Genomic DNA, 13,759 nt, shown 5'->3' on the forward strand with positions numbered 1-13,759 from the left:
GTGGGTGACGAGGCGAAGCTCATAGACCCGTCAGGGATCCCGCACTTCATCGGCGACCTGGCCACGCTAGACACCGATGTGATGCTCCTGACCGCGGACGCGGGCCAGTTCCGGGCGTCCGGCTCGGATGTGCACACCGAGTTCCAGGGCCTTTCCGCGTTTTATTCGGCGCCGGAGGCGGAGCAGCTGTTCGCCACCACGCTGCCGGTGAAGCAGAAGTCGGACGCGTTCGCCGACGACCTGGAGAAGGTCGCCACGGCCCTGTCGGACTACAGTTTCGAAGTCCAGCCGCTGGTACAGAAGTTGGACGCGCTCAAGGCCGACGCGACCGCGTTCGTGAACTCGCTGCCGGCCGGTGACGATTGGCGCAAGGACCAGGACAAGGTCGACCACAACAACGACCTGTGGCACGACGTCAACCACACGGTCGCCGCCTTCCAGGCCGCCGAACGCACCGCCTACAACAAGATCATGGCGCTGATCGGCGGAGCCGGGCTGAGCGCTGACGACGGCTCCCACGGCAAGAACACCTACGGCTACAACGCCGACGACCTCGACCACGCCAAGGAAACCCCCTGGGGAGCACCGGTCGAGCGGGAGTACGAGGGCTGGTCCTGGCTGGTCCACCAGGGCAAGCAGGTGTGGGACGGGGTCTGGCACGACGGTGTCATCGGCACCGTCCACGGCATGGGCACCCTGTTCGGCTCGGACGGCTGGGGCGCGGCCGGCGAGGCCTGGAAGAACCTCGCCAAGCTGGGCACCGCCACCTCCCTCACCAGTGCGACGCTGGGCACCTGGTGGCTGATCCCGGACGACCAACTGCCCTCCTGGCTGCGCGAGTCGCGCAAGGTCCACACCCAGGTGGTGAAAGGCTTCGTCGCGTACGACCAGTGGAAGACGAACCCGGCTCGCGCGGCCGGAGCGTTCGGCTTCAACGTCCTGACCGTGGCCGGCACCGAGGGCGTCGGCAGCGCGGCAAGCGGGGCGGGCAAGGCCGGCGCTGCGGCCCGCACCCTGTCGGTGGTCGGCAAGGTCGGCCGGGCCATCGACCCGATGACGTACGTCGGCAAGGTGGGCAAGTTCGCCTTCGTCAAGGTCGGCGACACCTTCAGCACCCTGAAGAACCTCCACACCGGCACGTACCTGGACATGGCGAACGTCGGCGAGAGGTACACGCCCGCCGAACACCCGCTGCCGCCCGCGGAACGCCCGGTCTCCGTGCCCGACAACGCCATCGAGTACGTCGATGCCAAGGGCAATCCGGTCTATCTCACTCAGGACGGCCACGTCCTCAAGGCCGACGGCACACTCCATCAGCACGTCACCCAAGCCAAGGTCGAACTGTCGGCCGGTGACCACCCTTCCTTGGACTCCACCCCGCACCCGCCCGCAGCAGGGGCTCGCGCGCCCGAACTCGTCTCAGTCCACGGCGGCGACAGCCGGCCTGGCACAGGCGCACGCACCCCGGCTGGTGCCGCACCTCACCTGCCTAGCGGCGGTACGGAGGGTTTGACGCATGGCCCTTCGGCCAGCCACGAAACACCCGGCGCCCCCGGCCACTCCACCAGCCACGGAGGCGGCGAGCATGCTCCTGGCGGAAGCCCCGGCCACGACACGACTCTGACGGGCGACCACAGCACTACCGGCCACGGTGCTCCGGGGTCGGGAGGCGACGGCGGCACGATCCCACCCATCGGCGGTCACGACCTGCCGGGTGGCGCGGCACCGGAACCTCCTCGCGGCAATCTTCCCGACGGCTCGTGGGAGGGTGAGAACGGTCTCCGCCTCCCGCCGGACGCGAACGCCGCAGCCGACCACTTCATCCGGCAGTCCACCGAGGCCGAGCCACGCATCACCGAGACGCTGCAACAGATCACGCACAACGTTGACGACGGACGCTTGATCGGCCTTGAGTACCGGCTGAAGGGCGAGGACTCCCTGAAGCGGAAGCTCGCGACAGCACTGCTCCAAAAGGCGAACGCAACAGCAGAAGGCGTGCTTGGCGACATCAAGGACTCGGTCAGGTACACGGTCGAGTTCCCGGCAACCAACTACGCGCACGGTGTGCAACAGGCCGTGGATACATTGCGTACTCAGGGCTTCGAGAACGTCACTTTCAAGGACACCTGGAACAGTCCCGGATACAAGGGGATCAACTCCACATGGAGGGATCCGGTCAGCGGTCGAGTGTTCGAGGTGCAGTTCCACACACCGGACAGCTTCGCCGCAAAGATGGATGGGCACGTCCTCTACGAGAAGGAGCGGCTGCCCGGGGTCTCCCCCGAGGAGCTCACCGCCATCCGAGCGCACCAAGGTGAACTCTTCGGCAAGGTGCCGGTGCCGCATGGAGTCGAGGCAATCAGCCTCGATCATGAATTGCCCGCTGCTCACCCTTCAACCACTGCACATGACACCGGGCTCAGCCACACGAGCGACCCGTCCGCCCATGGCAATGGGCCGCCTATAGAACTGACCCCCGCTGAGCGCACACTCCACGACTCGTATCTCCATGAGCTGGCCGAGCGTTACCACGAGGACTTCGACCAACTGAAGCAAGACCCCGACCATAAGGGCAAGGTCAGACCTTCGGAGATGGACGAAGCTCGAGTCGCTCTCGACATGCGCGAATCCGGAAAGGTTCCCCCGGATATCCAACGACCTCCGGGCGCGGATCAAGGTGACCTCTATTCGCCCAGCACCGGTACATTCTATGACATCAAGGGCGTTCACTCAGATTGGCCGCCGCTGAACAACGTTCGTGACAAATCTCTTCCGTTCAAGGGGGCCTACGACCCGGCCAACAACGGCACCTGGGTCCGCAAGCTCAACGATCAGATCGTGACGAGGGAACGCGTCGTTATCCTCGACATGCGCAATGCAAATCAAGCAGCAATCGACGATGTGAAGGCGATCGTCGAAGAGCACGGTTGGAGTGATCGAGTTGTCTGGTATCCGTGACGTGCATCGACACGTACACTCGATGCCCTCGGATCCGGATGCCGCTGCCGAGCTCACGTCGTGGAGTGGGCAAGAGGACACCACTCTTGATCTTTCCGGCCTCGATGCATCTGGAGCTGATCTCACCGGTACCGACTTGGCCATGGGGCTCTTCACACAGAGCCGTCTGGTGGGCGCCATCCTGGTCGATTCTGATCTGTACCGAGCCCACTTGGAAAGCGCGGTTCTCGACCGTGCCGATCTCACTCGCGCATCGCTCGTCAAGGCAGTACTCGACGGGGCAAGCATGCAAGCCGCCGTGTTGTCCGACACGGATCTGGGCAGTGCCGAACTCGCCGAAGTTGACGCACGCTCGGCTTCCTTCCGTACGGCACGGCTCAACGGTGCCTCCTTCTTGAACGCACGTCTCGAAGGCGCCGACCTCACCGATGCGACGGTGCAGGAAACGACTCTCGACGTTCTGCTCGACGAAGCCACGGCCGTGCAGGGGCTCTCCGGCACGGTGTACGGCCCAGCACGCATCGATGAGCACGGCTCACTCCGGGAACTGGCCGGCCTCGAACTGGAGCTATGGCTGAACCAGCGTGGCGCGTCGGTACAGGTCCTCAACTCGCCTGCAGACATGGTCACCTACTACGCGCTGGTCAGCAACGACTATCCGCGCAGCAATCCCCAAGGCATCGTGCGCCGCCGCCGAGCTGGCGACTTCACTTCTGACGAAGCGTTTACTCGCAACCTGCGCTGGGAGCCAACTGAGTATCTGCGCCTTTACGAACTGGGACACAACGATGACGATCACGTGGAGATCACTGCGGAAGAAGCCCACCGGTTCATTTCCATGGTTACCCGCAAGCTGAGGAACGACGCGACCGACTGACATCCGGCTCCGTGCATGCCGCTTCCCTGCCCGCCTATCCGGTGACGGGCGCCTCAACAAAGCACGCGCCTGAGCACCCGCGCCCAAGGGATCCAAAGGAATCGAGACATGCCAGCCCAGGACTACGACAGCCAACTCCTCGAGTCGGTCTCCGTCCGGCGTCGGCGCCTGCGGGATGCCGTGCTCTTCGGTGGCCAGCGCCAGCGCCGGACCGTGGACGAGCGGCTGGGCAAGGTGTTTGCGGGTGTGGTGATCGCTGCGGTGTTGTGTGCCGGGTGTGTGGGGTGGTCGTTCGTTTCACATCGGGTTCTGGGCAAGGCCTCGGGTCCGTATGGGACCTCGACCACGGCACCGTCCTCACCGTCCGCCGAAACACCCACCGGTGCGCCTTCCGCCCGGTGATAAGTTCGAACGCGTGATATCTACGGGGGCATCGAGCCGTGCGGGGCTGGCGTTGAGCCGGGTCACTCTGGTTGGTGAGCGACGCCGGGTCGATCTTGTACTGCCGTCGCAGGAGCCGATCGGGCGGCTGCTTCCCGAGGTGATGCGGCTGCTGGACGATCGGGTTGGTACGCGGCCGCAAACACGTCATCTGGTGGCGGGCGACGGCAGTGTCCTGGACCCGGACGCCACCTTGGAGTCGGCGGCTGTGGCGGACGGTGCGGTGTTGCGGCTCGTGCGTGTCGAGGACGCACCGTCCGCTCCCGTCGTCCACGACGTGACCGACGAGGCCGCCGACGATCTCGACGTACGGGCCTGGCGGTGGCGGCCCGCCGCGCGGCGCGTCGTCGCCGGGAGCGCGACGGTCGGGTGGGCGCTGGCCGCCTCCCTCATCGCACGGCAGGCGTTCGCCGCGCAGACCGTGGGTGCCGTGCTGCTCGTCATCGCCGCGCTCGCCGCAGCCGCGGGTGCGGCGTTCGGCCGGGCCGGACTGCGCGGGCTCGCCGGCACACTTGTCGTCGCCGGTGGCGCCCTGGGTGTGTTCGGGGTGTGGAATCTGGCCGATGCCCAGGGCTGGTCGGGCGCGGTGCGGCTCGCGGGTGTCGCCGGAGTGGTGGCCGTCTCGCTGCTGCTGCTCGGCTGGTGCTCGCCACTCGGTCGCGGCGGGGTCTTCGGGGCTGCTGCGCTCGTTGCGGGCGGGCTGTGCTGGGAGGTGGCGCTCGCCTTCCAGTCGGCGGGGCGGGCCGGGGCGTTGCTCGCCGTCGTGTCAGTGGTCGTACTGGGGCTGCTGCCTCGGTTGGCGTTGATGGCGTCCGGGCTTTCGGGGCTCGACGACCGGCGCTCGGGCGGCGCATCGGTGAGCCGCTATCAGGTGACGACGGCACTCGCGGCCACGCATCGCGGACTCGCGCTCGCGACCATCGTGACGGCGGTGTCCGCCGCCGTCGCCGGAACACTCGTACTGCGTACGACCACGGTGTGGACGGTACTGCTCGCGATGGCCGTCGCGCTGGTGCTCGCGTTGCGGGCGCGGGCGTATCCGCTGATCCCTGAGGTCGTCGCACTGCTCGTGGCGGCCGCTGTGGTGGCGGTTCGGCTGGCCTGGGTGTGGCTGGAGCACTCTGGTGCGGTCGGGCCGCTCGCGGCGCTGGTGGTGCTGGCGGTCGTGCCGCTGGCCGTGCTCGTGGTGCAGCCGCCCGAGCACGTACGGGTGCGACTGCGCCGGTTCGGCGACGTGCTCGAGTCAGTCGGAGTGATCGCCCTGTTCCCGCTCGTGATCGGCGCCTTCGGCGTGTACGGGCGGCTGCTCGGCACCTTCGCGTGAGCGTGGGGCGGCAGCGATGACCAGGGCTCAGGGCGGCGGTTGGCAGGACGAGGTGCTGCGCGAACTGCGGGGCAGCGCACCGGCGTCGGCCGCTCCGGAAACCGCGGCCAACTCGAACGATGTCTCGGCGCCCGATGGCTTTGGGCGCGGTACTACGGCGGACCACAAGGAAGCGGAAGGCCCCCAGGCACCCCTCCCGGTCCGTCACCCCGACGAACAGCGCCCCAACCCGGGGCAACCGTCTCCCCCGTACACCGACTCGCCTGCCCGCCCCGGTGACATACCGCAGCAGCAGCCCGCGAAGCCGAGCCGACCGGCCGAGCAGCTCCCCCAGCCTCGTCCCCTCACTCCCCACACCACGCCGAACCGCGAGGCCACTGCGCCGCCCGCGCCTGCACGGTCGGGCTCCTCCCCTACCGACCCCCAACCCCAGCTCCCCGAGCCCACCGCCGCCGCCACCGCTCCGGATATGTACGCGCCCCGCCCCGCCCATCCCTCCGCAGCCCCAGCAGCGCCAAGCGCCAGGCCGGTCGTCCGTCACCGCCCCGGCACCCCTGCCCTCCCCTTCCCCACCCCCGAATCCGTCCCCACCATCGACCCGCGCCTCGCCCTCGCGCGGGGAAAACCGTTGCACGGGGACTCCATGGCGCGGCGGACGGGACAGACCATCCGGCGGCTGACCTCGTCGGCCTCCCAGGAGGTCGCCGAGGAGACCCGGATCGGGCGGGAGTTGCAGCAGCCGGTCACCACGGGCCGGGTGATCGCCGTGACGTCGATCCGCGGCGGCGTCGGCAAAACGACGACCGCCGCCCTGCTCGCCCGCGCGTTCAACCACTACCGACACGACCCGGTACTCGCCCTGGAGGCGGACGCCGCGCTCGGCACACTGCCGGTGCGGCTCGGCGCCGAGTCGGTGCGCTGGTCGTGCACCGAACTGGCCCACATCCTCACTCCCCAGATGCAACTCACCGACATCACGGGGTACTTGGTGCCGATCACGGACGGCGGCTGGCTGCTGCCCGCGAGCCAGGGACGCCTCGGCCCCCCGCTGGACATCCGCACGTACCGCACGGTGACGCTCGCTCTGCGCCGCTACTTCTCCGTCACGATCGTGGACTGCGAGACGCTGCCCGGTGAAGTGGCCCGTACCGCGATGGACACCGCACACGCCCGCGTGGTCGTAGCCCCCCTCACCGCCGAGGGCGTCGGCGGGACACGCATCGTCCTCGACTGGCTCGGCCAGCTGCCGCACGAGGCCCTCGCGTCCACCGTCGTCGCCCTCACCTCGGGCACACCCGACATGAACCTCGACCTGAAGACGGCCACAGCGCATCTGCGCGAAACAGGGGTCACCATCGTGCACCTGCCCTACGACCGGCACCTCGCGGCCGGCGGACCCATCCGTACGGAGCTGCTCGGCTCGGGCGCGCGGCGCGCGGCCACGCAGCTCGCGGCCCAGGCGCTGCAGCGGGCGGTGCGGGTCCGATGACGCAACACCTGATCCACCGCCCGGCCCGGGCCACCCGCCCGCTGCCTGCGGCCGAAGCACACACCATCGAGCCGCCGCCGAACCTGCCCGAAGGAAAGATGGGCACCGCGGCCACGGCATTGCTGCCGATGGCCGGTGTCATGTCGTCCGTGGTGATGATGACCGTCATCCGGTCCAGCCAGTTCGCGGGCCTCGGCGCGGTCGTGCTCGTCATCGCGCTGCTCGGGGCCGTGGCGCTGTTCCTGTCGCAGCGCGGCAAGGCACAGCGCCAGCGGCGGGTGCAGCGCGAACGGTATCTGGAGTATCTGGAGGAACTGCGCGAGGAGTTGGGCACGGCCGAGCGGATACGGCGGCAGGCTGCGAGGGAGTTGAACCCTCCTCCCTCAGCCCTGTACGACCTGGTGCGCGATCCGGCGCGGCTGTGGGAACGGCGGCGTACTGACGCCGACTTCCTTCAAGTACGCATCGGCGTGGGTGACGTACCGGTGCAGGACGTGGTGGTCGGCCAGAACTCGGCGAGTGGGGTGCTCACGCCGCCGGACCCGTTCATGCTCAACGAGGCGCGGGCGCTACAGGCCCGGTTCGCGACCACGACCGACCATCCGCTGACGGTGCCGCTTGACCGCGCGGGCAACGTGAGCGTCATCGGCGACCGCGAGGGCGTCCTGCGCGTCGCCCGGGCACTGCTCGTACAGGCCGCCGTCACGCACGCGCCCGACGACGTCGCGCTCGCGCTGGGCGTGCCGGGGGAGCGTATGGCGGAGTGGGAGTGGGCGAAGTGGCTGCCGCACGTCCTCCATCCTGACGAGCTGGACGGGCCGGTGGCCGCCCGACGCATCGCGCCCGATCTCGCTCAGTTGGCGCGGGTCGTCGCCGGCGACCTGAAGAAGCGCTCTTCTTACGCCGCCGAGGTGCGGCGCGGCCTGTCCGACCGCGCAGCGCTGAATCTCAGCAGTCGGCTGCTCGTGGTGAGCGACGAGTTCGGGGAGAACGCGGCCGAACTGCCCCGCCCGGACGCGGCCGTTGCTTTCGGCGACATGGGTGTGACCGTGGTGCACTTGCTCGCCGAGCAGGTGCACGAGCCCGATCAGGTCGCCGTGCGGATCACCGTCGACGGGGACCGGGTCACCGTCGATGACCTGCGGGGCGAGCACGTCGTACGAGTCTCGGGCGTCCTGGATCCGGTGAGTGCCGCCGGGGGCGAAGGGCTGGCCCGGATGCTGGCGCCACTGCGCCTGTCCCCCGAGTCGGCCGCCGACGGCACGCCGGTGTCCGGCCCGGTGGACTTCCCCCAGCTGCTCGGCATCGACGATCCGGCCGCCCTGGACCTGGTCCGGCAGTGGGCGCCGCGTGGCGAGCGTGACTTCCTGCGGGTGCCGATCGGGCTGGACGACCGCCACGAACCGGTCCTGCTCGACCTCAAGGAGTCGTCCGAACTCGGCATGGGACCGCACGGGTTGTGCGTGGGCGCCACCGGTTCCGGCAAGAGCGAGCTGCTGCGCAGTCTGGTGCTCGCGTTGGTGATGACGCATCCGCCCGAGGATCTGGCGATGGTGCTCGTCGACTACAAGGGCGGTGCCACCTTTGCCCCGTTCACAAGCCTGCCGCACGTTGCGGGCGTCATCACCAACCTGGAGAACCAGGCCGGTCTCGTCGAGCGCGTGCACACCTCGCTCGCGGGCGAGATCAAACGCCGTCAGCAGGTCCTCAAGGACGCGGGGAACATCGCCGACATCGGGCACTACCGGGCACTGCGCGCCACCGCCCGCCCGGACCTCGAACCGCTCCCACATCTCTTCGTCGTGATCGACGAGTTCGGCGAACTGATCACCGCCAAACCGGACTTCATCGACCTGTTCCTCTCCATCGGCCGCATCGGCCGCTCCATCGGGGTGCATCTGCTGCTGTCCAGCCAGCGCATCGAGAGCGGGAAGTTGAAGGGCCTGGAGACCTATCTCTCGTACCGGCTCGGGCTACGCACCTTCTCGGCGGACGAGTCGCGTACGGTCCTGGAGACCACCGACGCCTTCAGCCTGCCGCCGCTGCCGGGCTTCGGCTATCTGAAGGTCGACACATCCACGTACACACGGTTCAAGGCCGGCTACGTCTCCGGCGCCTACCGCGGGCCGGTACAGCGCGATGCGGTCGCCGACGACGAGCCGCTGGCCTGGCCGTATCCGCCGTACAACACCCTGGCTACGCCGACCGGGGCGGCGGGTGACGAGACCATGGTCACGCCGCGCGAGCGGGACAGCGGACCGACCGTGCTGTCCACCGTGGTGGACCAGCTGACGGGCGCGGCCGGACCGGTACGGCGGATCTGGCTACCACCGCTGCCCGACGCACTGACGCTGACGGGGGCGGCCGGACCGGTGCAGGCTTCGGCGGACGGTCTGCAACTCAGCGTCCGTGAAGGCCCGTTGCGGATCCCGCTCGGGGTCCTCGACGACCCGGCGCGGCAGTGGCAGGGCCGCTGGGTGCACGACCTGAACACCGCAGGCGGACACACGGCCGTCATCGGCGGCCCGCAGTCCGGCAAGACGACCCTGCTGCGCACCCTGGCCCTGTCCCTCGCCGTGACCCACACGCCGCACGACGTCGCGCTCTACGGTCTGGACCTGGTCGGCGGCGGTCTGAGCGCGCTGTCGGGTCTGCCGCACGTAGGCGGGATCGCGGGACGCGCCGATCACGAGCGCGCCGCCCGCACGGTCGCCGAGGTGCGCAGCATGCTCGCCGAACGCGAGGCCCTCTTCCGCGAACACGGCATCGACTCCGTCGACCAACTACGCGCTCTGCGCGCCAAGGGCGAACTGCCCGAACTCGGTTCCACGGATGTGGTACTCGTCATCGACGGATTCGGCGCGCTGCGCGACGAGTTCGCCGACCTGGACGACGCCGTGGCCGATCTCCTCAAGCGAGGAAGCGGCTACGGCATCCACGTCGTCGCGGGCATGCTGCGCTGGAACGACGTCCGCATCGCCACCCAGTCGATGTTCGGCAGCCGTATCGAACTGCGCCTCAACGACCCAGCCGACTCCTCCGTCGACCGCAAACTGTCCGAGACCCTGTCCGCCGACACCCCGGGCCGCGCCCTCACCGACGGCAAGCTGTTCGCGCACGTCGCCCTCCCCCGTCTCGACGCGCTCGCCCAGACCACCGACCTGGGACCGGCCCTGGAGGACGCCGTACGCTCGGTGCGCGCCACCTGGCACGGCGAACAGGCAGCTCCCGTACGGGTGTTGCCCACCCGGCTGCCCGCACAGCGCCTGCCCTCCACCGTCGAGGTACCGCACGCGATACCGATCGGCGTCGACCAGGAGGCCCTGTCTCCCGCCGTCCTCGACCTGTTCGGCACCGACCAGCACCTGCTCGTCCTGGGCGACAACGAATGCGGCAAGACCAACCTCCTCAAGCTCATCTCCCGCGCGCTCGTGGACCGATACGGCGACGACCAGCTCGTATTCGGTATCTTCGACCCGCGGCGCGGCCTGCGCGGCGTGATCCCGGAGCCGTACCGCGGCGGCTACGCGCACAACGCGAAACTGTCCGCCGCCCTCGCCACCGGCATCGCGACGGAACTGGAGAAACGACTCCCGGAAGCCGCCGATCCCGACGCTCTGAGCGACGAACCGGCGTTCACCGGGCCCCGGATCGTGATCCTTGTCGACGACTACGACATCCTCACCACCGCCGGCCAGCAGCCCCTCGACGCGTTCCTGCCGTACATCTCCTCGGCCCAGGACATCGGCCTGCACTTCGTCGTGGCCCGCCGCGTCGCGGGCGCCTCGCGCGCGCTGTACGAGCCGTTCCTGACGACCCTGCGCGAGACCGGCGCCACGGCCCTCGTCATGACGGGCGATCGCACGGAGGGCCAGCTCTTCCCGGGCCTGTACGCCTCTCCGCAGCCGCCCGGCCGGGGCACCCTGGTCCGCCGCGGCCGCCGCCACCAGCTGATCCAGACGGCCCTCGCAGAGGAGACCGACCCGATGGAGACCCCCGCGTGACCAAGGACGTCATCGCGCTCACCCCGAAGATGCCGGACACCCGCTCGCTCCTGGCCGGCCTGCACGCCGGCGGCCCCGAGCTGAGCCTGACCGCCACCGACGACGGCGCGGTCCTGCAGCTGTGCACGACGGGCGGACGCCCGCTGGTCTCGGTCGAGGCACCGGTCCTCGTCCATCTCCCCGGCGAGGCGGAACGCCTCCTAGGCCCCCAAGTAACAGCGCCCGAGCTGCCGTTCTGGTGGACGGAGATCCGCGCCTCCACGGCCATAGCTGAGGCGGAAACCCTGGCCGGATCCGTCTGCGGACGCCTGACGATGCTGCTCGGCGGAACCAGCTGGCCGCCCGGCGCCGCACACACGGCGCGCGTCCCGGTCCCGGACGACTCGCCGAACGAGCAGCCGACGCAGGCACCCCCCTCGGCACTCCCCATCGTCGACGTCCTGACCGACTCGACCGCGGTCGTCCTGGCCGACCGCCCACTCGTCCCTCTCACCGCCTGGCTGTCAGACCTCCTCCGCACCACCGCACAGACGAACCGCGCCTTCCACCTCGTCACACCACCCCACGTCCGCCTCACCCTGCCGCTGCGGACGGCACTGGGCGGTGCACCCAACCGCTGGGTGGTCCAAGACCCTGCGGGCGGCTACTACGACGGCTTCTCCGGCGTACGACTCGCGTGGCGGGACGGCACGTTCGCGCCGAGCGACACCACGGTCGCCGACGCTTTCACGGCAGCGAGCACACCGCCCGAGCAGCGGCAGCTCACCGTCTCGTTCCGCACGGTGCGCGCGCCCGACGCCGACCTCGTACTCGGCCGAGCTCTCGAAGCAGCCTGGCGCCACCTCACCGGCGCGCCACCCACGGGCTGGGGCACCGCGGAACCCGTCAACCTCCCCTGGTCCCCTCGCCAGCTGACCGACCTGGCCCGCGACCGAGCTCCGTCCCCGACCCACCTCATCGCGATCGGCACCTCCGACCACCCCGCCATCGCCACCCACCGCATCACCCGCACCACGGCAGGCGTCGCCGAGGACACGATCCTCACGCTCGGCTACGCCACACCCGCCGAAGTCCCCCTATCCGCCTTGGAATCCCTAGCCGCCACGCTCGTCGGCTCACATGGCCTGACGACGATGCTCACCACTCTCCGCAACGGCCGCACGGACCTCACCCTGCCCGCACACCTGGAAGCGCCGCCCCTTCCGGTGTCTTTCACCCTGGGCCCGCGGGACGTGCGCGCCGTCGGGCTTACTCACGCGCGCCGCCCGCCTCTCGCGACGCAACCGCGGCAGCTCGGGTCGCCCAGCTATCCGGCGCTCCACTACGCGCTCGGGGACGGAACTGACGCCGAGGCCTGGAGGGCACTTCAGAACCTGACCGGCCACCTCAAGAACGGCCCGGGAGTTGCCAGTTCGGCGTAGCAGCCAAGGCGCTGGGTTGGATGGCTTCAGCCTGGCCGTGAACGACCCGCCGTGCACGAGCTCGCCGATCCCGTAGACACGGGACGTGCTACTCACCCCGCGCCTGGGAGCTGGCGCTCGTTCAATCCGAACAGTCCGTCAAAATTGCGCCACGCCGCCCACCCATCACGCGCCGGGCGTCCATGATCGCCCCCATGAACAGGACCCTCGCCACCGCCGCTCTCGCCACCGCCCTCCTCACGGGACTCACCGCATGCAGCAACGGCACGTCCAACAGCGGCTCGAACGCGTCGCAGAAACCCAGCGCCCCCGGGAGTAAGCCGCTCACCGCCAGCACTGCGTTTGCTTCCATCTCGGGCAAGGTCAGTTCCGCGAAGCTGTCCGGCACGGTCACGGCCGAGAACGACCCGAATCACCTCCTCGGACGGCCGAACCAATACACGTCGAAGGTCACCTTCACGGACACCAGGATCAAGGCGGCCGACGTGACCGGTACGGAGAAGGGCGACGTCGAACGCGGCGGCGCCATCGAGGTGTTCGGCAGTCCGACCGATGCGGCAGCCCGCGCCAAATACATTCAGGCCGTCACCAAGTCGATGCCCGCACTGACCGAGTACGACTACGTCCACGACACGGTCCTCATCCGCGTCTCGCACTACCTGACGCCCGCGCAGGCCGCCTCGTACAAGACCGCGGCCGCACGCCTCTCCTGAGGGGGGCACGGTGGCCGTCCAACGCCTGTACGCCGGGAGGATGACCGGATCGGCAGAACAGGTTGCAGATGGCAAGACTCCCAGGAGACCCGCACGGGGGACGTCAACCACCTCGGCAAGAAGTACAGCGGCGGCGAGGCCGACCCCCGCGACATCACCGCCGACCAAGCGGCTCGTATGCCCGAGCTCCTGGCCGAAGCGGTGCGCGACTTGGTCGCCGAGTACGAGGCCAAGGAGTCCTCGGAAGCGATCTGTGCGCGAGACGCCGACAAGTTGGAGTGCATGATCCAAGGCATCGAATACCGGGACCAGGGTTATGCCAATGCTCAGCGATGGATCGACGACAGCCGGCGGCGGATCGTCCCCAAAACAGGCCAGGCGCTCGCTGACGCAGTGCTGGAGACAGGTTCGCTGGACTGGCTGCGCGCGGCGCTTGGCGAGTGAAGACTCCAAATCGCTGAACCCTCGCCGTCCCCTCCACGTGATCGACTCCCTCACCTAGGATGATGAGCAACCATCTCAGCGGCCCGAC

8 protein-coding genes and 1 pseudogene are annotated in these 13,759 nt (G+C 69.1%); all 9 read left to right on the top strand.

What is annotated here, in order from left to right:
- A complete protein-coding gene (locus ACWDAG_RS06165) occupies positions 1-2,958 on the top strand; it encodes a hypothetical protein (protein WP_450694419.1) in 2,958 nt (985 codons plus the stop codon).
- On the top strand, positions 2,933-3,835 hold the full coding sequence (locus tag ACWDAG_RS06170) for a pentapeptide repeat-containing protein (protein WP_450694420.1): 903 nt from the start codon (positions 2,933-2,935) through the stop codon (positions 3,833-3,835). The genes ACWDAG_RS06165 and ACWDAG_RS06170 overlap by 26 nt, the downstream gene beginning before the upstream one ends.
- A 108-nt stretch (positions 3,836-3,943) precedes the next feature.
- Positions 3,944-4,237 (top strand): hypothetical protein, encoded by a 294-nt coding sequence (locus tag ACWDAG_RS06175; RefSeq protein ID WP_450694421.1) that lies wholly within the window; start codon positions 3,944-3,946, stop codon positions 4,235-4,237.
- Between the two features lie 13 nt (positions 4,238-4,250).
- Positions 4,251-5,600, top strand: a complete 1,350-nt coding sequence (locus ACWDAG_RS06180; RefSeq protein ID WP_450694422.1) for an EsaB/YukD family protein — start codon at positions 4,251-4,253, stop codon at positions 5,598-5,600.
- Between the two features lie 16 nt (positions 5,601-5,616).
- Entirely contained in the window at positions 5,617-7,089 is a 1,473-nt protein-coding gene (locus ACWDAG_RS06185; protein WP_450694423.1) for a nucleotide-binding protein, read from the top strand.
- The gene (eccCa, locus tag ACWDAG_RS06190) at positions 7,086-11,093 is read left to right on the top strand and encodes a type VII secretion protein EccCa (protein WP_450694424.1); all 4,008 of its coding nucleotides are present in this window, start codon (positions 7,086-7,088) and stop codon (positions 11,091-11,093) included. The genes ACWDAG_RS06185 and eccCa overlap by 4 nt, the downstream gene beginning before the upstream one ends.
- Complete coding sequence (locus ACWDAG_RS06195; RefSeq protein WP_450694425.1) at positions 11,090-12,514, top strand: DUF6177 family protein; 1,425 nt, start codon at positions 11,090-11,092, stop codon at positions 12,512-12,514. The genes eccCa and ACWDAG_RS06195 overlap by 4 nt, the downstream gene beginning before the upstream one ends.
- A gap of 194 nt (positions 12,515-12,708) precedes the next feature.
- Complete coding sequence (locus ACWDAG_RS06200) at positions 12,709-13,227, top strand: hypothetical protein (RefSeq protein ID WP_450694426.1); 519 nt, start codon at positions 12,709-12,711, stop codon at positions 13,225-13,227.
- 69 nt (positions 13,228-13,296) lie between these two features.
- Positions 13,297-13,671, top strand: a pseudogene (locus ACWDAG_RS06205) (HD domain-containing protein); the annotation flags it as partial.
- Positions 13,672-13,759: the final 88 nt, after the last annotated feature.

The organism is Streptomyces sp. NPDC001157 (assembly GCF_053598255.1).